The 22028-nt window shown below is 48.2% G+C and carries 17 protein-coding genes; 15 read left to right on the forward strand and 2 right to left on the reverse strand.

All coding sequences use genetic code 11. From position 1 onward, the window contains the following. Nucleotides 1-84 precede the first annotated feature (84 nt). The gene (locus C1A10_RS07780) at nucleotides 85-2067 is read right to left on the reverse strand and encodes a DUF5107 domain-containing protein (RefSeq protein WP_242968870.1); all 1983 of its coding nucleotides are present in this window, start codon (nucleotides 2065-2067) and stop codon (nucleotides 85-87) included. Nucleotides 2068-2502: 435 nt separating this feature from the next. On the opposite strand from C1A10_RS07780, the gene C1A10_RS07785 reads away from it, so the two are divergent. From C1A10_RS07785 to C1A10_RS07800, 4 genes are all read left to right on the forward strand, one after another. After that, nucleotides 2503-3993 (forward strand): sugar ABC transporter ATP-binding protein, encoded by a 1491-nt coding sequence (locus C1A10_RS07785; protein ID WP_180951045.1) that lies wholly within the window; start codon nucleotides 2503-2505, stop codon nucleotides 3991-3993. Then, on the forward strand, nucleotides 3990-4949 hold the full coding sequence (locus C1A10_RS07790) for an ABC transporter permease (RefSeq protein WP_101909708.1): 960 nt from the start codon (nucleotides 3990-3992) through the stop codon (nucleotides 4947-4949). Before C1A10_RS07785 ends, C1A10_RS07790 begins: the two co-directional genes overlap by 4 nt. Before the next feature lie 178 nt (nucleotides 4950-5127). Continuing rightward, nucleotides 5128-6180, forward strand: coding sequence for a substrate-binding domain-containing protein (locus tag C1A10_RS07795; RefSeq protein ID WP_101909709.1), 1053 nt, complete (start codon nucleotides 5128-5130; stop codon nucleotides 6178-6180). A 38-nt stretch (nucleotides 6181-6218) separates the two neighbouring features. After that, nucleotides 6219-7652 (forward strand): aldehyde dehydrogenase family protein, encoded by a 1434-nt coding sequence (locus C1A10_RS07800; RefSeq protein ID WP_242968882.1) that lies wholly within the window; start codon nucleotides 6219-6221, stop codon nucleotides 7650-7652. 129 nt (nucleotides 7653-7781) lie between these two features. On the opposite strand, the gene C1A10_RS07805 is transcribed toward C1A10_RS07800, so the two are convergent. Further along, nucleotides 7782-9491 (reverse strand): HD-GYP domain-containing protein, encoded by a 1710-nt coding sequence (locus tag C1A10_RS07805; RefSeq protein WP_101909711.1) that lies wholly within the window; start codon nucleotides 9489-9491, stop codon nucleotides 7782-7784. Nucleotides 9492-10153: 662 nt separating this feature from the next. On the opposite strand from C1A10_RS07805, the gene C1A10_RS07815 reads away from it, so the two are divergent. The 11 genes from C1A10_RS07815 to C1A10_RS07865 all read left to right on the forward strand — a co-directional run bounded on the left by C1A10_RS07815 (nucleotide 10154) and on the right by C1A10_RS07865 (nucleotide 21683). Then, entirely contained in the window at nucleotides 10154-11539 is a 1386-nt protein-coding gene (locus C1A10_RS07815) for a PTS mannitol transporter subunit IIBC (RefSeq protein ID WP_101909713.1), read from the forward strand. A gap of 75 nt (nucleotides 11540-11614) precedes the next feature. Beyond that, nucleotides 11615-13663 (forward strand): BglG family transcription antiterminator, encoded by a 2049-nt coding sequence (locus C1A10_RS07820; protein WP_101909714.1) that lies wholly within the window; start codon nucleotides 11615-11617, stop codon nucleotides 13661-13663. 17 nt (nucleotides 13664-13680) lie between these two features. Next, a complete protein-coding gene (locus C1A10_RS07825) occupies nucleotides 13681-14169 on the forward strand; it encodes a PTS mannitol transporter subunit IIA (RefSeq protein ID WP_101909715.1) in 489 nt (162 codons plus the stop codon). After that, nucleotides 14166-15113: a 1-phosphofructokinase gene (pfkB, locus tag C1A10_RS07830; RefSeq protein WP_101909716.1), complete on the forward strand. Its 948-nt coding sequence runs from the start codon at nucleotides 14166-14168 to the stop codon at nucleotides 15111-15113. Before C1A10_RS07825 ends, pfkB begins: the two co-directional genes overlap by 4 nt. Before the next feature lie 3 nt (nucleotides 15114-15116). Then, complete coding sequence (locus tag C1A10_RS07835) at nucleotides 15117-16367, forward strand: zinc-binding dehydrogenase (protein ID WP_101909717.1); 1251 nt, start codon at nucleotides 15117-15119, stop codon at nucleotides 16365-16367. A gap of 45 nt (nucleotides 16368-16412) precedes the next feature. Further along, the gene (locus C1A10_RS07840) at nucleotides 16413-16682 is read left to right on the forward strand and encodes an HPr family phosphocarrier protein (RefSeq protein ID WP_101909718.1); all 270 of its coding nucleotides are present in this window, start codon (nucleotides 16413-16415) and stop codon (nucleotides 16680-16682) included. Then, complete coding sequence (ptsP, locus tag C1A10_RS07845) at nucleotides 16682-18433, forward strand: phosphoenolpyruvate--protein phosphotransferase (RefSeq protein WP_101909719.1); 1752 nt, start codon at nucleotides 16682-16684, stop codon at nucleotides 18431-18433. The genes C1A10_RS07840 and ptsP overlap by 1 nt, the downstream gene beginning before the upstream one ends. A 336-nt stretch (nucleotides 18434-18769) precedes the next feature. Next, entirely contained in the window at nucleotides 18770-19474 is a 705-nt protein-coding gene (locus C1A10_RS07850) for a LytR/AlgR family response regulator transcription factor (protein ID WP_101909720.1), read from the forward strand. Between the two features lie 24 nt (nucleotides 19475-19498). Continuing rightward, nucleotides 19499-20866 (forward strand): sensor histidine kinase, encoded by a 1368-nt coding sequence (locus tag C1A10_RS07855; protein WP_101909721.1) that lies wholly within the window; start codon nucleotides 19499-19501, stop codon nucleotides 20864-20866. 74 nt (nucleotides 20867-20940) lie between these two features. Then, a complete protein-coding gene (locus C1A10_RS18965) occupies nucleotides 20941-21084 on the forward strand; it encodes an AgrD family cyclic lactone autoinducer peptide (protein WP_101909722.1) in 144 nt (47 codons plus the stop codon). Beyond that, nucleotides 21084-21683 carry an accessory gene regulator B family protein gene (locus C1A10_RS07865; RefSeq protein WP_101909723.1) on the forward strand — a complete coding sequence of 200 codons (600 nt, stop codon included), beginning with the start codon at nucleotides 21084-21086 and terminating at the stop codon, nucleotides 21681-21683. Before C1A10_RS18965 ends, C1A10_RS07865 begins: the two co-directional genes overlap by 1 nt. The last annotated feature ends 345 nt before the right edge of the window (nucleotides 21684-22028 follow it).

The raw sequence follows: 22028 nt of genomic DNA on the forward strand, positions 1-22028 counted from the left end.
TTTCTTTACCATACCAAATGCACAAAATCAAACATGAAGCCAGCCGCAGGGTGGCCTGCGGCTGGCAGAGGCAGCTTGAAATCATTACGCCTGAGGTGCTTCGAGCCTTGTAGGAAAGTCGTTGGTATTATAACTGATAACCGCGTCCGCGCCGGAACTCTTTGAGATTTTAACCATTATCCGGTTGTTATCAAGTTCCAGGGCAAGGGCATTGAATGTGTAGAGTGTCGGATGGTTGCCGGTTCCGGAAGCCATAACATCATTCGTCTGCGATCCTATTTGTTCCGCCCCGGAGCCGTCCGCGTCTACTTTATAGAGCTCTACCGTGATTTCAGACGCAGACTCAGGGCTGTTGGTCCAGAGCGTAAATGTCCAGTCCCCGCCGGTATAGGTTCCATCCAGAACAGGGGTATACCAATACGAGGGCGAATCGGTAATTGTTTTAATGGGCTGCCATCCGGTGATTCCGCTGTGATCCGCCTGCATATTTTCTCCATTGGGAGAAACATTGCTGACAGCCTGGTTAAAGAGGTACCAGGTCGGTTCGGGTTGTTCCGCCGGAGGGTTTTGAGTTCCTTCGGAATTGTACGGGATATCTGCTTTGAGCAATGTGTCACCGCTGGAATCTTTCAGCTCCAGCTGGTAAGTGAACTCTCCGGCAGGAATCGAATCCTGATTGACAGCAGTAATCAGATTCTGAGCCGAAGTGGTGCCGCTTACAAAACTGGTATTCAGCAGTTCCGTGGTACCGCTGCTCCCGACCAGACTCATAGTTGCCGAGATCGTTTTTCCAGGGAAGCTGGTATTGACATCTGCATGGAAGGTTGTTTGCGTTTCGTCTGCTTCGGTATACAGGTAAGCAGCGGCTTTCTCATTTGCGTTGGTCACTTGAGTAAGACCGACCGTCGGGGTGTAATATTCTGTCCATTCGAGTTCCTCCTGCGGGGACAGGGTTGCGTCTTCAAAAAATTCGGATGAGGTTCCGCCCCATAACTCAATGTAAGGTCTGGCGGAGTTTCCGTATGCGGTTTCGGGATTGACGGCATAACTCTGATCAAAGCCCCATGTCCAGAGCTTCATACCGGGAGTTGCGCCGCTGTTGTCTGCAATTCGCAGAATCCCCTGCTCGTTGTCATGATTGATGACACCCCACCAGTTGCCGGAGAGGTTATTTGCATAGGCAATCCCCATATCCTCCCAATTGGAAAAATGTGCGAGATTGTCAAATTTGAAGAGATGTGACGAAGCATTCACTGCTTCATCAACGGTCCCCATCCACGGCCACCAGTCATCTTTACTTTTCACCTCTGTCATTGGAGCAACGATCTCCATTGTTTCAGAGCCGATCGTATTGCCGGGGGTTGAGCCTGGAGCAAGCGTATTGCATGTCCAGTATTCATAATTGACGGATTGATCCTGATTGTTCTTTAAGCGGACATTCATTTCTACATACGGCTTGTCCGCATAGACCGTGTAAATGACCTCACAGGTAATGTTCGTAAGCCCGTTATCAAATTTTCCGGGTCTACGTGTGAAATTGATTGTATCAGTCGCTGTCATTTTAACGGAAACCTGACTGGAATTCTGGGTCACAATCTGATAGCTCCATGGGAGAAGCCAGAACTTTCCATGCTCTGGCTCTGAAAAAGTAGGCATAATGCCGCCGTAGACCATGAGCCAGTCATAATAAAAGTTTCCTTCCCCAATCCCATAAGGTGCGCCGACCGGATTCTGATAGAGCAGTTCTTTGCCTGTCGGTTTATAAATGATGGACAAAAGTCTGCCGCCGAAATCGGGCAGCAAGGTTACCTTCAGATAATCGTTTTCGATTACTTTGGTATTAAACACCGTATTGACAAGGCTGGAAGGGTTGCCGCTCTGGAAGGAGTTGTCCGGATTTAATGTATAGTCAAAATGTTTGAATGTGGTGGTGGAGTCATAAATAGTAACGGAAGACGAACTCGCTGAGCTTTTCCGGGCTGTTACAAGAATGGACGATGTAAGTACCAATGTCAAAACCATAAGCAATAAAAGAAATCTTTTTGCAAGCTGTTTCATTGTCTTCATTTTTGCCATTCCTTTCCTTTTCTGTCGTCTTATTTTACCGTGTTCTGTCGCCTGAGGTTTCATAATACCAACATAAGCATTCCTCCTCTCACTTTTATTGTTTAAAACATAAAAAGTAATTAACATTTAGATAAATTTATATTTAAATAATACCATAAATTTATAATCAGTAAAGTACGCACATTTTTGTAACTACCCTAAGCCTGCTTCAGTAGCCTGTAAATTGACTGCGGAAAAACGCAGTCCGATTTTCAAGGCATTGTTTATCTGAATGTATGCTAGTAACAAAAATGTGCGTACTTTACATTTAAAAAATTGGATTTATAATAATGATATGGATATTAATGATAAATAAAGTGGAAGATGTTGATTTTATTTATGTATATTTTGACAATATCCACCCGTGGCACAGATGAAAACAGGGGAGGGGAAACATTGAACGAATATCGGGTTCGAATGGAGAATATTTACAAAAGCTTCGGAGGAGTCAAAGCGCTCAAAGGAGTGAGCCTGCAGGTGCGGCAAGGCGAAATTCACGCGCTGGTTGGCGAAAATGGGGCGGGAAAATCAACTCTGATGAAAATCCTGTCGGGTGCTTATAAAAAAGACCGGGGGGAGATTTATATTGACGGTGCGTGTGTGGAAATCGGCTCCCCGCGCCGGGGAAGGGATTTGGGTGTCGGGACAATCTATCAGGAATTCGAACTGGCCAGCGACCTGACTGTGGCGGAAAATATTTTTCTTGACCGGCTGGGTCCGCACGGGATCATTAACTGGAAAAATCTGAACCGACGCGCCGCAAAGGTTCTTGCAGATTTGGGATTTGACCTGAATCCCGAGGAGCTGGTGGGAAACATCAGCGTGGCATACCAGCAGGTGGTTGAGATCGCGAAGGTTTTGTCTGCGGATACGAAGGTTTTGATTTTGGATGAACCAACGGCGGTGCTCACGCCTAAAGAATCGGAAAAGCTGTTCCATACCCTTCGTCTGCTCAAGCAGAAAGGGGTCAGTATCATCTATATCTCGCACAGGATGGATGAAATTTTTGAAATCGCCGATACGATTACGATTATGCGGGACGGCGAAGTAACCGGAAGTGGGAGAAAAGACGACATGCAGGTTGATCATGTGATTGAACTGATGATCGGCCATGAGCTTGCAACGCTCTATCCGCCGCGTGAGGCAACGCCCGGGGAAGAAATCCTGCGGGTGGAACATCTGAGCGGAAAGGCCTTTTCCGACGTCAGCTTTACGGTTCGGCGCGGAGAGGTATTGGGAATATCGGGACTTGTTGGGAGCGGGCGTACGGAAATCGTGCGGGCCATTTTTGGTGCGGACAGCAAGTTATCGGGGCATATTCTGCTCAACGGGAAGGAAGTGGCTATCCATTCGCCCAGCGATGGAATGCGGCATGGAATCGGGCTCGTCCCGGAAAACCGCAAAGAGCAGGGGCTGGTGCTGGATATGCCCATCCGGTACAACATCACCATGTGCAGCATCAAAAAAGTTCTGGGGAAATTGGGCATTATTCAGCGCAGGAAAGAACAGGCTCTCTCCAATGACCTGATTGCGAAGCTGAATATTAAAACCGATACGCCGGAAACCCCCGTGCAGGATTTAAGCGGGGGAAATCAGCAGAAGGTGGTCATCGCCAAATGGTTCAATACGGACTCCCAGGTGATTATTCTTGATGAACCGACCAGAGGCGTGGATGTGGGCGCAAAAGTGGAAATCTACCATCTGATCAATGAGTTCGCGCGCAGGAACATGGGAATCATTTTAATCTCCTCCGAGCTCTCTGAAATTATCGGTATGTGTGACCGGGCAATCGTGATTGACGCCGGCAGGCAAACCGGGGAGCTGCAGAAAAGTGAACTGTCGGAACTCAATATTATGAAACTTGCCGTTGGAGGAAAAGTCAAATGAATGGGGTCAATATTTCAAAACTAGCGCAAAAACCGGCTGCCCGTACTGTCCTAAAAAATTACATACCGGCAATTGTGTTTTTACTGCTCCTGATTGTTTCCAGTATTTTATCCGATGCATTTTTTACAAGCCAGAATATCTTCAACCTGCTGCGCCAGCTTTCGGGCACCACGATTGTGAGCATGGGGATGCTGCTGGTTATTCTCACTGGGGGAATCGATCTCTCGGTCGGGTCCGTGGTTGCTATGACAGGGGTCATCTTTTCCTATTATGCGGCGTCGTCCAATCTGGCAACCGCCTTATTGATGGCATTTGCATGCGCCGCACTGGCGGGCCTGATTGCCGGATATTTTGTGGCATTCCAGAATATGGCCCCGTTTGTGGTAACACTGGCGTCAATGACTGCCGCCAGGGGCATTGCCTATATTGTTTCCAAAGGAACTCCTATCCAGATTAAAAACCCGATTGTTCTCGCGTTTGGAAAAGGTTCGATCTTCAGAATTCCGTTTCCGGTCGTTACCGCGGTGATCATTTTTATCATCATCTGGCTGGTTCTTCGCTACACCAGCTTCGGCAGGTTCGTACAGGCGATGGGCAGCAATGAAACGGCCGTTAAACTTTCCGGGATCCGGGTGGAGTACTACAAATGGGCCGTATATGTAATTTCCGCTTTATTGTGCGCGTTTGGCGGAATCATCAGCGACGGCCGGACAGGAGTCGGATCGCCGAACATCGGGAACGGGCTGGAGCTGGACGCAATCGCGTCCTGTGTGATCGGCGGGGCAAGCCTGTCTGGAGGCCGGGGTTCGGCGCCCAACGCTTTGATGGGAGTCCTCATACTGGGGATGATCGGAAACATTATGAACCTCATGAACATAGCGGGCTATCCTCAGCAGGTCATTAAGGGGGTCATTATCATAGCAGCAGTACTTATGCAGCGCAGCAAGAAATCTTAGAAGGGTCAACTGCAGTAAGTATAAAGGTTGGGTTCCTGCGTGTAGTGCCGCCGGGACACAGCCGCGATTGTTACTTGCCGTCAGGCTTGCCAGAATGCACTACCTGGCCGGTTTGATACGGTAAAGTAAAACAGTTCGGACTTTTCTGATTCACTCAATTATTAGGAGGTCAGTTAAAATGAAAAAAGGTTTTCCGAGTTTGTGCATGGCTTTGGCAATTTGCCTGTCAGTTTCTCTGTTCACAGCGTGCTCCGCGATTTCTACCAGCGATGAACCGGCACCCGCTCCGGCCGCGCAGCCAAGTGAGAGTGCGCCCGCGGCATCTGAAAGCAAGAAACCGCTAAACGAATTGAAAATCGGACTTTCGATGCAGACATTGGGCGGAGCCTACTTTGCGACCCAGGAGTCCACATTTAAAGATCTCTGCGCCGGAATGGGCATCACCTTATTCTCTGCCGATGCACAGGGCGACATGAGCAAACAGCAGTCCGATGTGGAGGACTTGATTTCCAAGGGCTGCGATGTGATTGTAATCAACCCCAAAGACCCCAAGGGCGCGGTTGCTACTACACAGGCATGCACCGCCGCAGGGATTCCAGTTTTTATCATGGATAACTCGATTGACCCGTCCGCAGACTATGTATCCATGATACAGTCTGATAACTATGAACTGGGGAATCTTGTGGGAATCGATGTTGCGGAGCATTTCGGCTCTGAAAAAATCAGGATCGGTCTGCTCAGTGGAAACCAGGGCAATGCACTGGGCGTATCCAGAAGAATGGGAACCGTAAAGGGTATTACGGAAACGCAGCTTGCCGCCTCCAACAAGAGCAATTTCGAAATCCTCACGCAGGGATGGGGCGATTGGAACCAGGAGGGCGGCCTTAGCGCGGCGGAAGACATGCTCATGGCGGCGCCGGACATCAACTGCATCATTGCGGAAAATGATGATATGGCGCTGGGCGCGCTGCAGGCGGTGCAGGCTGCAAACCGTTCCGACATTATCATCGCGGGCGTCGACGGGCAGAAAGAAATGTATCGCATGATCAAAGAAGGCGGGCAGATACTGGCTACGGGCAGAAATGATCCCGCTGAATGCGCCGATCTCACCCTGCAGACCATTTTGAAATGGCTGGATGGGGAATCCGTGCAGAAGGTGGTTTACCTTGAGCCTGTCAGTGTAAACGCAAAGAATATTGACCAGTACTATGATCCGAATTCCAAGTTTTAATTAGAGCTTATAATAAGAAAAGGTGATTTTTATTGAAAATGTTCATCAATGGAAAGCGGGCTGATTCCAGGGACGGAAAAACGATTGATGTTTTGAATTCAGCCACGCAGGAATTCCTTGACACCGTTCCCGCCGCGACTTCCGAGGATGTGCAGGAAGCAATTGATGCCTCACAGACCGGAAAAAGGGTCTGGGCGTCCACTCCTGTACATGAGCGCTCCCGGATACTGATGGCGTGTGCGGATGAAATAGACCGCAGGCGGGAGGAATTGGCGGTCAGTCTCAGCACGGAAATGGGAAAGATCATCCGCGAGGCGCGTGGGGAAATCCGTGTTTGTGCCCAGATCTTCCGCGGATTTGCCGAGATGGCCAATCACTATTACGGCCGTACCCTGACAGACTATCAAATCGGAACGGAAAAAGATATTATCTTTACGCGCAGGGAACCACTGGGTGTCGTGGCATGCATCTCGCCGTTTAATTATCCGGTGGAACTCTGTACCCAAAAAACCGCGTCCGCGCTGGCCGCAGGCAATGCGGTAATCATAAAACCGGCCACTGAAAATCCGCTGACTATCATGAAAATTGTGGAGATTTGTCATTCCTGCGGGATTCCGGGCCCGGTGCTTCAGCTGGTTACCGGAAGAGGCGCAGTCGTTGGCGACCTGCTTGTCGGCAGTAAGGACATTGACGCAGTCAGCTTTACCGGGAGCACCGAAGTCGGACAGCATATTGCAAAAGTCGGAGCCGAGACACTGAAACGGGTCTTTTTAGAGCTTGGCGGGAATGACCCGTACATCGTTTTTGAGGACTGCGATTTGGAGCAGGCAGCGGCAGACGCGGTGCAGGGAAGGGTTCAGAACGCCGGACAGACCTGCTGCGCCCCCAAGCGCTTTATTGTGCAGAGTACCGTAAAAAAAGAGTTTTTGCGGATCATGCTGCAAAAGCTGGAAAAACTGCGGCAGGGAAGCCCGCTGGATGAAAAGACCGACCTTGGCTCGGTAATCAGCCCGAAGGCGGCTCAGGAGATTCAGCAGCAGGTGGAACGGACGGTTTCCCAGGGAGCGGAATTGGTTTGCGGAGGGAAAGCATACGACCTTTCCTATTTTCAGCCCACTATTTTGGACCATGTTACCCTGGATATGGACATCGCAACTACTATGGAGGTATTCGGACCTGTATTGCCAATCATTGAATTTGATGACGAGGAACAGGCGGTTGCAATTGCCAACGCAACGATTTACGGCCTTCAGGGAGGGGTAATGACCAGGAACATGAACAGGGCCATACGGGTAGCCTCCAAACTGGCATGCGGCGGAGTGGTGATCAACAGCTCCGGCAATTACCGCCATCTGGATCAGCCTTTCGGCGGCTGGAAGATGAGCGGGCTCGGCAGGGAAGGCGTAAGTGTGACACTGGATGAAATGACACAGGAAAAATCTTATATACTTAAGAATATTCTTGCCGGGTAACCCATTCGGTCCTCCTGCCGGACCCATCAAAAGCCAGCGCCGTTTAGGCGCTGGCTTTTTACTTCCGGTACAGTGGTACAACAGTATCTTTTGAAAAGAAAGGCTTGCAGGAACGTTTGATTTTATGTACTATTTTGGATTATTCGCAACTGAATAATAACTGGCTTTTAACATGAACTGGCGTATTTCTGTTTGTCTGTTGAATAATTGCTTAAAGATCCTATCGCGTATAGTTTCGTTTAAGTTGTTAAACTCAAAATCATAAAATGTGTCATTCCCGCTTTGATACTTTCTGATATTCTTGCCGGGAACATAGATTGCTTCGCCGTTTTCAAACAGAACTTTTAGCGTATAGATCTGCTTCATATTTAGTGGAGTTTGTTCTATGCAGCAGAAAGTGATTAAGTTACCGCCAATTTTCTTGATAGCGGCATCGGATATATGCAGGTTATTATCCTGAACTTCTCCCGTTAAATTCCAATACATGCTATAATATTGGTTAGATGGCTTATATTGAATATCTTTAATAAAGATACAGCCGGTGTCAACTTTTCCCAACAGTACATTGTATTCATAGAACCTATTGTTTTTCTCAACAATCAGTGAGCAATCGATAATTTCATTGCTTTTTTCTCCGATAAAATCCTTAAAATCAACTTCATCGCAATAGAATTCATAACCTATGTCATTATTGATCATATTACCCTGATAATTGTAGCAGTTGCTTTTTGTTGTAATAATCAGGGACACCCACGTTATGGGTCCTATGATCGATTTTATATCCTCGTCCTGCCCGATTAAAATATTGATCATAATGCCTGCTAAATACGGGTCAAACTGTTTTCCTTTGTTCTTTGAAAGTTCTTCAATCACTTTTTCCTGAGGTAGTGAGGACTGAAATACTCTGTCTGAAAACATTGCGTCAGTCGCGTCAGCCACTGCTATAATCCTGCTTAATAAAGGGATATCTTCCGCTTTTAATCCGTCAGGGTACCCGGTTCCGTCAAATCTTTCATGGTGATGCCGTATAATATCGTCCAGATCATTTAAGCCGATATGATCTTTAAGATTTTTTATCATATTGAACCCGAATACTGTATGCTGCTTCAAAATACTGAACTCGTTGTCACTTAATTTTCCGGATTTGTTTACTATATTTTGTGGGACCAACAGCATGCCTATGTCGTGCAATATTGCGGCAATGTAAAGTTCAAAATAATATTTTTCATCCAACTTGATCTGTTTTGCAATCAGTATGCACCAATATGCAACATTAAACGGATGATTAATACGGCAACTGTGGTTTTTATAAAATTCGCACGCCATATTCATGTACGAAAAGAAATCTTTTTTTATTAAACAGTTGTTGTATATACAATTTAATACATAACTGATGACAGACAGATCACTATTGAAATATTCATTTTGCAGCAGAGCATCAAAAGCATTGTTCATTTTCCGGCATCCTAAATAAAAGCATCCGATGATTTTATCACCATTGGTCTGCGAAAATATCGGAATATACATTTCCTGCGATATACCTGTAATCAGATGCTCATATTCTATATTGTCAAACAGCATATCGTCGTCCCGGGCAATGATTAATCGCTTTTTTTCGCGCATCAAATTAATTATTTGCTTCTGGTCGGATGATTCTATCGGATCGGCATCCATGCTTTTAAATTTTGGAGTACTGTATGAATCTAAAATGGACGCGTAGTAATCCTGAATCAGTATTAACAGACATACGTCAATATTGCAGTTATATACTAAGTTCGAGGAGATTTTATCAAATATATCTTTGTTTCCCAAATTGATGGACCGGTTCTGCAACAGCATGCTTTATCCTCCTGACTATGATGTATTGGAGTACACACTGGTGCATGGGCTGTATTTGACCTTGTAAGCTATTATTTTATTTTCATATTTGTTAAATAAATGCAAAAAAAATTTTTATCTGTTTAATATTTATTTTTTTTAACTAAATAAAAAATACTCCATTAAAGTGTACTTTAATGGAGTATTTTGTCTAACCTTAATATAGCAGATTTTGGTTATATAGGCAATAGTCGTGCTGGTTAAATATAACATTTTTCACAAATGAACAGTATTCTTCAAAAAATTACAGTCCTTCCTGTTAATTTGACCGATCCTGGAAAAAGCAACGCATTCATATGGGACAAGAACGCTGAGTTTGCCTGGATGCTGAAATTTGTACGAATGCACAAAAGCTTTGGCGGAATTGAACAACGCTGGATGCCCGCAGACCATCCAAAACGCCTTGTAATCCTTATGCAAGCAGATTAAGCGAACAGATACCATGTATTGTGCTTCGATTATTGTAGACAAAAACTTGGAAACATAATTTTGTCATTAATATATTTTACCTAAATTATTGAATCTTTTATTTGCAATTTAATAAAAAATCAATAAAATTTAAGTAAGGCGTGAAAAGAGTTTAAGGCAAGACGCCACATCATCAATTGAGGAGGTAATCGATTATGTTTGAGAAAAGCAGTTCAAAAACCGCTGTTCAGCGCGTCGGCCGCAGCTTGAGCGCAATGGTTATGCCCAACATCGGGGCATTCGTTGCGTGGGGGCTTATTACGGCGCTGTTCATTGCCACAGGCTGGATTCCCAATGAGCAACTGGCCACGCTGGTCGACCCCATGCTGAAGTATCTGCTCCCACTGCTGGTTGCGTACACAGCCGGTAAAAATGTGGGAGGCGCGCGGGGCGCTATCATTGCAACCATTGCCTGTATCGGTATCATTGTTGGCGCCAGCATCCCCATGTTCCTTGGTGTCATGATTTATGCTCCGCTGGCCGCTTGGATCATTAAAAAATTTGATGAAGCGGTGGAAGGCAAAATCAAGGCCGGTTTTGAAATGCTGGTAAACAATTTTTCCGTAGGCATCATTGGGATGCTGCTTGCCGTCTGCGGCTTTTATCTCGTCGGCCCCTTTGTTTCTGCCATTACCGCCATCCTCACAGCCGGCGCGTCATGGATTTACGGTGCGGGGTTCCTGCCTTTGATCTCTGTTTTCGTGGAGCCCGCAAAAATCCTGTTCCTGAATAACGCCATTAACCACGGCATCATGGGCCCGATTGGTATTGAGCAGGCCGCCGCTGCAGGAAAATCGATTATGTTCCTGATCGAGACTAACCCCGGTCCTGGAATGGGCATTATCCTTGCATACTGGCTGGTTGGCAAGGGCGGCGCAAAAAGTTCCGCTCCCGGAGCCGCGATCATTCATTTCCTTGGCGGTATTCATGAAATCTATTTCCCCTATGTCCTCATGAACCCGGCGCTGCTTCTGGCAGTTATCGCGGGAGGCGCATGCGGCGTACTGACCTTTGCCATTACCGGTGCCGGTCTGGTTGCCACGCCTTCTCCGGGCAGTATCTTCGCCCTGATTGCCATGACCCCGAAGGGCGATTTCTTCAAAACCCTGCTTGGCGTACTGATCTCTTGCGCGGTCTCATTCCTGGTCGCCTGTGTCTTTGTTAAGAAAAGGGCTTCCACGGAATCCGACGCCGATCTTGCGCTTGCCCAGGAAAACGTTCAGTCGATGAAAAAGGAGAGCAAAGGCCAGTTGAGAAAGCTGACAGGAACCGTTGTATTTGCCTGCGACGCGGGTATGGGCTCCAGCGCGATGGGCGCTACAATGCTTCGCAAAAAACTGAATGAAGCGGGGCTGGATATCAAGGTTGTGCACTCGGCTATCGAGGAGATACCGAACGACGCCACCTATGTGTTGACCCAGAGGGTGCTCGCAGACCGCGCCAAAGCAAAAGCACCGCATGCCGAGCTGTTTACGGTTGATAACTTTATGGACGCGCAGAGTTATGCGCCCTTTATTGAGTCGCTGACGGCAAAGCTATAATACTGTATAACGTCAGGGAGGACAGCCACTGATGCGGCTTTCCTCCCTGATGGGGTTTGATTTGGAGGGGAGTCCGTGGAAATTACCACACGGCAGCGCGCAATTCTTGAATTGATACTGGACACCGAAGGGTTTATCACCTTGGGAAGCATTGCGGACTCCCTTGGGCTGAGCACCCGGACGGTGCAGCGTGACCTGGGCGCTTTCCCAAAACGCCTTGGCAGTTTTTCCAAGCTGATCGAGAAGAAAAGCGCCAACGGTGTGCGGTTTTGCGGCGACGCAAAACAACGCCAGTCCCTGCGCAGGCATATTGCCGACCATACGGAGCTGCGGCCTTCTTATTCGCAAAACGAGCGGATGACCGGAATTCTGTATACCCTGCTCACCGACAGAGAGCCGCACAAAATTTATTCGTTTTCCAAGGATTTTGGCGTTACCGAAGCAACCATCAGCGCGGATCTGGATAAGTGCGAAAAGTGGTTTAACAGCAACAAGCTGGCGCTGGTGAGGAAACCGGGCGTAGGCGTGTATGTAGACGCTGACGAGTGGCAGCGGCGCCGCGCGCTCATGGGCCTTTACTATGGCTGTATGGAGGAGAGCGGCTCTGCCGATCATGCCTTTCGACAGCCCGCCGCCTCCTTGGGTGCGCTTTTTGAAGCTGATTTGCTGGACGCCGTCAAACTTGCCCTGGAGGAAACGGACCGCGAAGAAGAACTGATCCTCAACGACCGCAGCCGTACCGCACTGCTGATTCATCTATACCTGATCGTGCGCCGTGTGCGGGATGGCGCGAGCATCACCGTTCCGATTCCGAATTTAAGCAACGACGACGGTGCGCGGCAGTTGGCAGGCCGGTTGGTCAAAAAGCTGGAGAAGCACTGCGGCACGCCCATACCGGAAGGTGAGGTAGAGTATCTGACCGCAATCCTGATGGCTGCTCAGGGGCTGCGCGGGTTTGGCAGCGAACGCAGTATTTTAAAAGCAAAAAACATTGCGGATAAAATTATCCGGATCGCAGAAGCAAAAACCGGTCTTATCATAGAGCCGGATAGTGGTTTTTACAACGCGCTGGTGAACCATCTGGTGCCCACCATAGAACGCCTGAATATGAATATGCAGATTCGCAATCCCATGCTCAAAGAGATTCAGACGCACTATGGTTCGCTTTACGAACTTGCGAAAACATGTGCCGCTGTCATAGAAGATGAGCTCATGCTGCCTGTGCCGGATTCGGAGATCGGATACATCGCCATCCATCTTGGCGTTGCGCTGGAGGACAGCCGCAGTTCCTACATCCGCCGGTGCCGCGCGGTGGTATGCTGCCCCAGCGGAATCGTCACGGCACAGCTTCTCGCACTTCGCGTGAACCGCGAGTTCCCGGATATTGAGATTGTGAACAGCGTTTCCACCTCTAACATCGACTGTAAGCGCCTGCAGGAGAACGGTGTGGAGATGATTATCTCCACTGTGCCGATCGAGGATTCCAGCATCCCGTGCGCCGTGGTTTCCCCGTTTTTAAACGACAGCGAAAAGGACAACGTATGGAAAATCCTCAAGGTATGCAAGATGGAACCGCCGAAGGAAAGGACATATGTTAAACTATCCAATCTTGCTGCGTCGCTCACCGAGACAAAAGCGTATATTGACGCCATCCTGCAGATCTTGGGAAACCTTTTCGTCTGGAGGGACGACGGCTGCACAACCGTCGCGGAACTGGTGCAGAAGGTCGCCTCGCATATGGCGCCCACACCCGAGCAAAAAAGTATACTGGCGAACGATTTGTTCGCGCGGGAGCAGTTTGGCAGTACTGTCACGGAAAATAACCGGACCATGTTGCTGCACTGCCGTTCGGCTGCCGTCGACAGGCTCTGGCTGGGAATTGTCACCCCCAAATGTTTTGTGCATTCCCACAACATGCAGGAAATCCGCCTGAAAACGATTCTGGTGATGGTCGCTCCAAAAGAGTGTCCCAAGCAGTCGCTGGAAGCAATCAGCGCCATCAGCCGGGCCGTTGTGGAGGAAGGATGGTTCATAGACGCCTTGCGCGCAGGCGATAAAGTAGACTGTTACGCGGCAGCGGAAAAGATATTGACGGCATTTTATCACAGCATAACCAAACGCTAGCATAGGAGGACAACGCAATGCCCATTTTCAGAAAAAAAGAAGAAAAACGCCGGGAGATCGTGGAGAGCTTTAAATGTCTGAGGCCGGAGGATATCCATATCGGGCTCAAAGCAGACGACAGGTTCGAGGCGATTCGAATGGCGGGTGAATATCTGGTACAACGCGGTAGTGTCGAGCCGGAATATATTGAAGCAATGATTTTGCGGGAAAATACGGTGACAACCTATATCGGCGACGGTGTCGCCATCCCGCACGGTGTCGGCGAAGCAAAAAAATTCATTCAAAATACCGGACTTGTGGTACTGCAATTCCCGGAGGGCGTTGCGTTCGGCGACGAAAAAGCGCAGCTGGTCATCGGCATAGCGGGACTTAACGACGAGCATCTGCCGATCCTGAAAGCGGTAGCCAACATGATGCTGGAGGAGGATCTTCTGCAGGAAATGAAAACGACCTCCGACCCGGCTTACATCTATCAAAAGCTTTCCACAGGGGGTCAGGCGCTATGATTATCACGGTGACGCTGAATCCGGCAGTGGATAAAACAGCCATATCGCCCGGGTTTTCCGTCGACCATGTCAACCGGATCGGCGGGATCAGGCTGGACGCGGGGGGAAAGGGGATCAATGCGTCAAAGGCAATCCAAAAGCTCGGGGGCACCTCCGTCGCAATGGGCTTTTTAGGCGGTACGGCTGGAACATTTGTAGAGCGGTCTTTAGCGGAAATGGGCATTCAAGCCGATTTCGTGCGGGTTCCCGGGGAAACACGCACCAATCTAAAGGTGGTGGACTCGGTGAATGGGACTTATACCGACCTGAACGAGCCGGGGCCGGAAATCGGAGCCGCCGCAGTCACCGAGTTTGAAACCCTTTTGCTCTCACGGGCGGCTCCCGGCGATACGGTGCTGCTGGCAGGGAGCGTTCCGGCGGGGATGCCGGACAATATTTACGCGGTGTGGACAAAGCGGCTCAAAAGCCGGGGCGTTTGTGTCGCGGCAGACCTGGACGGGGAACGCCTGCGCCAGGTGATTGCAGAAAAACCGTGGCTGATTAAGCCGAACGATGAGGAGCTCTGTCAGCTCCTGGGGCTGCCGGATATGGAGATTTCCACGCTGGCGGCAGCGGCAGAGACGCTTTGCCGGGACGGGGTGGAAAACGTAGTTGTTTCGCTGGGCGCGCGGGGTGCCCTGTTTGCCGGCACGGATGGCGTCCTGCTGGCGAAAGGCCCCGAGGTTGCTGTAAAAAGTACGGTAGGCGCCGGCGATACGGTAACGGCTGCTATGATATTTGCTCATGAAACCGGCATGAACCTGCCGGAGGCCGCGCGTCTTGCGGTCGGTGCCGCCACCGCGAAGGTAACCAGAGAGGGCAGCAGCCCGCCGGAACGCGAGGAGATTGAATTTTACGCCCGCTATGTTCGGGTGTCTGAATATCACGGAAAATTGGAGGGATAAAATATGCTGACAAAAGCAGTCAGACTTTACGGGGCAGGCGATCTGCGTTTAGAGGAATTTGAACTGGGGGAAATCCGTGACGATGAAATCCTGGTCGAGGTAGTTTCGGACAGCGTATGTATGTCCACCCATAAATGTGCAATTCTGGGCCAGCAGCACAAGCGTGTTCCGGTGGATGTGGCGCATAACCCCACCATTATGGGCCATGAAATGGCAGGGAATATTGTGCAGGTCGGCTCAAAGTATAAAGGGCAGTTCCGGGAAGGTGACAAATTCACCATGCAGCCGGCGCTGAATTACAAAGGCTCAATGTGGTCGCCGGGATATTCTTACAGCCGGTGCGGCGGAAACGCCACCTACTGTGTGATGCCGCCGGAGGTTATGGAATGCGGCTGCTTCCTTACCTATCATGGGGAGGCTTATTTCGAGGCTTCCCTGGCGGAACCGATGTCCTGCTGTATCGGCGCTTTTCATGCGGCTTACCACACCCAAATGGGGGTATACAGCCACAGCATGGGAATCAAAGAGGGCGGCAGACTGGCGATCCTCGCGGGCGCGGGCCCCATGGGAATGGGAGCGGTCGAATACGCCCTTGGCTGTGACCGGCGCCCCGGCGTGGTGGTGATAACCGATATCGATCAGGCCAGACTGGAGCAATGTCGGCAGATTTTTTCCGCAAAAGGGGAGAAAACCGGTATAGCGCTTCATTTTATAAACACTACCGGTATGGAAGACCCGGCGGGACAGCTGAAAGCCCTTGCGGGAGGCGGCTTTGACGACGTCTTTATCTTTGCGCCGATCAGTTCCCTGGTGGAACTGGGCAGCGCGATTCTGGGACGTGACGGCTGCATCAATTTCTTCGCGGGTCCCACTGATACGCAACTGATGGGGAAAATCAACTGCTACGATCTGCATTACAACTCTGCGCATGTGATGGGAACGACCGGAGGAAACACGGAGGATATGAAGGAGTCCTTAGTTTTGTCGGAACAGGGCCGCATCAATCCGGCCGTTATGGTCACCCATATTGGGGGGCTGGACTGCGCCGCCCAAACGATTCTGGAGCTGCCACGGCTCAGCGGCGGAAAAAAACTGATTTATAACCATATCTCCATGCCGCTTACAGCTTCAAAGGACTTCCGCGCCCTGTCCGGGGAAGACAGCCGCTTTGCTGCGCTTGCGGACATCCTCGATTCCAGCAACGGTTTATGGTGCCCGGAAGCGGAAAAATATTTATTGTCCCATTGGCGTTGACCGCGCAAGTAAACAAATACGATCATGAATGGAGGGCCCACTGCTATGTATGCAAAATCAACCACGATCAAAAACAAGACTGGACTGCACGCCCGTCCAGCCGCCGATTTCGTTGCCGCGGCCGGGAAATTCCAATGCAAGCTGAACATAAGGCGCACAAATGAGGAAGAAAGCGCGAATGCAAAATCCATCATCCGGCTGCTGGCGCTCGGCCTGTCGCACGGCGAAGAAATTGAACTGACCGGGGCGGGAGACGATGAAAAAGAGGCAGTGGACAGCCTCATTGCGCTGATCGACTCCGGATTCGGCGAATAATGCCGGCCACACAACGCAATGGAAGGGAAGGGCTGCAAATGCTCCTGAAAGGGAATCCGGTTTCCGGGGGAATCGCCATCGGGAAGGTGTATCTTTATAAAGCCTTTAGCTGCGATGTGCATGAAGCGTATTATGAAAAAGGAGAAAAAACGCAGAAGCTTGCGGAGTGGGAATCTGCGAAAGAGGCCGCACGTGCCGAACTGACCGCCATTGCGGATTCGTTTACCAGAGACGGCGCGGCTGACAAGGCAAAGATCTTTACAGCGCACATCGACATGTTAAGCGATGAGGAAATCGACGAAATGGTCCGCGAGGGAATTGAAAATGACTGCGCCATGCCCGACTATGCGGTCGATAAAACCTTTGCTGAATTTATCCGGATTATGGGAAAGGTAAAGAACCCGCTGATCGCTGCAAGGGCCGCGGATCTGCGCGATATCCGCAACCGGCTGATCCGGATTCTGCACGGCGAACCGGAAAGGAACCTCTCCCTGCTATCGGAGCAGGTCATTGTGGTGGCCCATGATCTCCTGCCCAGCGACACGGCGACCATTGACCGCAGCAGGGTCATAGGAATCATTACGGAAGTCGGCGGTCCCACCTCGCACTCGGCGATTATTGCAAGAAGCTATGGTATCCCGGCTGTGTTGGGCGTACCCGATGCGACCAAAGTGCTATGCGACGGTGCACTCGCGATATTGGACGCTGCTGAGGGCGCAGTGAGGATTTGTCCGGACGGGGAAACGGTCGCCGCGTTTCAGGCGAAAAAGGCGGAATACGACCGGATACAGGCAGAAACAGCAGCCTTCCTGACAGCGGAATCCTTGACGAAAGACGGAGTAAAAATCGATATCGGCGTCAATATCGGATCGGATCAAAACGTGGAATATGAAAACTGCGATTTTGTGGGCCTGTTCCGTACGGAATTTCTGTTTATGCAGAACGACCATCTGCCTACGGAGGAGGAACAGTTTGAAGCCTACAAGCGGGTGCTGGAAAAAGCGGGCGGCAAGCCTGTGACCTTGCGTACGCTGGATATTGGGGGCGATAAAAGCCTGCCCTATCTGGAGCTTCCGAAGGAGGAAAACCCGTTCCTTGGAAAACGGGCAATCCGGCTCTGTTTCGATCTGCCGGAGCTTTTTGAAACACAAATCCGTGCCGCCCTGCGGGCATCGGTGTTTGGAAAACTCTGGATCATGCTTCCTATGATTGGTGGTATGGAGGATATCCGCCGGGCAAAGGAAACGGTTGTAAAGGTGAAAGCGGAACTGGATGCACGGCAGATTCCATATGACAAAGATGTCCGGCTTGGGATCATGATCGAAATTCCTTCCGTGGCGCTGATCGCGGATTTGGCGGCCGGGGAGGTGGATTTTGCAAGTCTTGGCACGAACGATCTGTGCCAGTACACCTGTGCCGCCGACCGGATGAATCCCGGCGTGAGCGAATACTGCCGCAGCCTGTCTCCCGCGATGCTGCGGATTATGGGTATGGCGGCCAGCGCGTTTAATCAGGCGGGAAAACCGATCTCGGTATGCGGGGAGCTGGGAGGAAATCCCGATGCGGCGGTGCTTCTGGTCGGTTTGGGGATTCGGAAGCTGAGCATGAGCGCAAGCTGTATCGCGGGCGTCAAACGGCGGCTTTCGCAAATTACCCTTGATCAGGCGCAAAAGGCGGCCGCACAGGCGGTAAACCTGCCTACTCAGGAGGAAGTTCTCCGCTGCGCCAGCGAGGCCGGGGACAGGAACTGATTTTCCGGTGGTTTGACGTCCTTTCGACGATGCAAATTCCTTTTCTTTCCATTATAACGCAAAAACCCGGCATGGAAAAATTCATGCCGGGTTGCTGTATTCTATAGAAGATTTTTTTAAGAAAGGCCGTACTGTATTTTTATCGTAATTGAATTATGGCTTGATTTAACAAAAGAAAAAGGCTATATTAAACAGAGTAGTCTTGTTGTAAAAGGAATGCTTTCTTTTCTTGTTACGTTATCTTGAATTTGATTATATACATATCGAAACGATTGATGTTAAATAACATTTTTTTGTGTGTGGTACTTTATCAATTTCTGTACAAGGAGGACAGCTATGCTTTGCTTGGCAATCTGTGACGATGAAAAAATGCACCGAGAACTTTTAAAAGAAAAATTGGACATTTACTCTTTTCAGGTGGATACGGCTTTTAGATTCATCGAAATTGGATCCTCGCAGGAATTGCTGTGCACTCCTTTCGATTATGATATTTTGTTTTTAGATATTAAGCTGGAAAACGGGGTCAACGGGATTGATGTTGCGTGTATGCTGCGCGAACAGGGGAACAACTGCGCGATTATTATTGTAACATCTCTTGAAGAATATGCAATGCAGGGATATCGCGCGGATGTTTTTCGCTATATAGTGAAACCGATTAAACAGGAAGAGCTGAATGAAGCACTGTCTGCTCTGATCAAAAAATTAAATCGGACGAAACTGTTTCTAAAGGTAAGATGTATCGACGCGGTACATTATTTCGACATTGAGCGCATATCGCTCATTGAGTCTTATAACAGAAAGCGCAGGATTTATTATGATGATCAGGTATTCGAATCTGTGGAATCGCTGGAAAGTATCTATCAAAGGCTGCCGCCCCATCAATTTGCATATCCCCAGAAAGGCTATGTTGTGAATCTGGATGATGTTTTCCGCGAAAAAATGAAAGTGCTTACTATGAAATCAGGAAAAGTAATTCCTATTTCAAGGATATATCTGCAATCATTTATGACCGCTTTACACAAATATTTTCATTCACAATAATTACAGATCGGGAGAAGGGACAGTATGGTCTGGGCAGAATTGTTCCATTGCATCATTGAGTTTGCCATTTTGCTGCAGTTTTCAAGAAATTATCTGAATCTCAAAAAGCATGGCCGATATCTGAATTTTTTAGCTGTGCTGATCGCTTCCGCGGGGTTGCTGGGTATCAATCAGCTTGGAATCGGGAGCTTAAATACCGTGGTGAGCGTTCTTTTAGCAACCCTTTTATTGCACTTTCTGTTTGACAGCAGCATTATGGCAGAGGTAGGCATCTCTTTCTTTTATGTGGCGATTCTGGTATTTGCTGATTTTATTACCAGCCTGTCTCTGTCAGCATTTTTAAATAGGCCTGTCAACCAAATCATTATGAATGCAATGAGCAGAATGATCGCAATTGTGATCAGCAGAATTGCTTTAATCATGATATTGCGTATCATCAGCACTTTTTACCAGCAAAAACGATTTTATTATAAACATAACCAGATTGACAAAAACACTGCATTTTTGTTGGCATTGCCATTTGTGAGCCTTTATACGGCATATCTGCTGCTGTATTTTGAGCAGTGGATTCCTTCCACCTTTTTTAATGGGTTGTGGCTTTCCGGAATCTGTTTTGGACTGCTTTTAGTCAATTTAATCGTTTTTAATATTTATGATACAAAAATTGAAAATTCCGAATTGAAAAATCAACTGCAGGTGGCCCAGAAATATCAGAATTATCAGGATCAGGCATACCGAAAACAGGAACAATACTTGTTTGATATGGAGGCATTGGCCCATGATTTTAAACATCATCTTGTGAGTATTGAAGGAATGCTGGATCGGCGGGATGATGATTTAAAGGAATATTTAAACACGCTTAACCAATCGATTGACAGTAGGGTTTCCAAGCCCGCGGCATGGTCTACAAACAGAGCCTTTAATGTGATCGTCTATCAAAAGCAGAAAGAGTGTGAAGAATACGGCATCGAACTTAATTTGTGCATCAAATACGGTGATCTGGCCTTTTTGAATTATTCCGATACCTGCGCAATTTTCGGGAATGCTCTGGATAACGCAATAGCCGCCTGCCGCAGTATCATAGATAATCAGCTAAAAAAGTACATAAAACTTTCCATCAGCAGGCATAATGATTTACTTTTGATTGATATTGAAAATTCAAAAAATGAGTTTGAAAAGATTATAGAATCCGATGAGGGGTTAAAAACAACCAAACGGGGAGAACATCACGGGTTTGGATTTACGAACTTAAAAAGTGCTGTATTGCGCAATGGCGGCACGGTGCTGTATGATTACAGCGACAGAATTTTCACGCTAATGATCACATTAGGGATTAAAAATAGCACACTAAAAAATGAACATTTTGTTAACGAGATGTCAGTCAGACAATAAAACGTGTTATTTTTGCATATTTTGTCATTTTAAGCGATTTATCTGATATTCTTAAAAAAAAAGGAGTGCTGAAAATGAAATCGAAAATCTGGGCGTATCTCTTAAAAACGTGTTCCTTTTTATCCCTGGGCTTAGTCTTGCTTAATTTTCACACCAATTGCATGAGCATTCTTTATCAGCCCAAATTGCCTGACGCATTACTGAAATATAAAAAGTAATGTACAGGGCGGCCGCAGAGAAACTGGCTGAAAACGCAATTGCCAATCATGTGATCCCGGCACAGGAAAAGGAGTTGTATGTCTTTGCCTATGAAACCCTGTTTGCCCGCTTTTTAAGTTGGGGAACGATCCTCTTGATTGGATTGATTTTTCATTGTATCATTGGAACCTTGTTTTTTATCGCTACCTTTTTCCCTTTGCGTATCTATGCTGGAGGTTTTCATGAACGAAGCTATGGGAGATGCTTTTTAGCATCGAACATAATATTCGGGGTATGGATTCTGTGTTACAAAGTGTGGGCACCATATTTACACAATTACATAATATTATTCTTAATCGTTTCCCTAATTGTGGTGCTCACACTCGCACCAATTGGAGACAAAAACAAACCGCTCAGCGAGGCGGAAATTAAAAAATACGGAACAATAGCGAAGAGCATTGCAGTGATACAAACGATTATCATTTTGATTATGTTGTGGATGAACATCGGCAGAGAAATCCTTTTGTTTTCAACGTTTTCCATGATAACAGAAGCAGCTCTTTTACTATTATCGAAGTTTCCAATCACACTAAGATCTAAAAACCGAGCACATGCATAATGGCTCGGTTTTTTCTTTGTCAATATCCGCTTAATACGCAGACAAAAGACAACGAGACGGTAACCGCGTCCGAAAAGTTGATTTAGGCGCCTATTATTGATCAAGACCGGCAACAGCGCTTGACAACGGGCCAGTCAAATGTTATGATTTAGAAAATTTAAAAGGTGGAGTATTGATGTCGGTTCTGTCTGTTATGGTAATTCTCAACTAAATATAGTTGCAAAAGGTGTGGCATTATGGGGTAAACCCCCTGTTTGTGTTACCTTTTTGAATGACATGCCTGACAGACTGCTTCAATCTTTTCAATAAATTGATGCGCGGCAAGGTGTGCTTGTCGCGTTGTTT

This window comes from Marasmitruncus massiliensis (assembly GCF_900186535.1).
Lineage (GTDB): Bacteria > Bacillota > Clostridia > Oscillospirales > Ruminococcaceae > Anaerotruncus > Anaerotruncus massiliensis_A.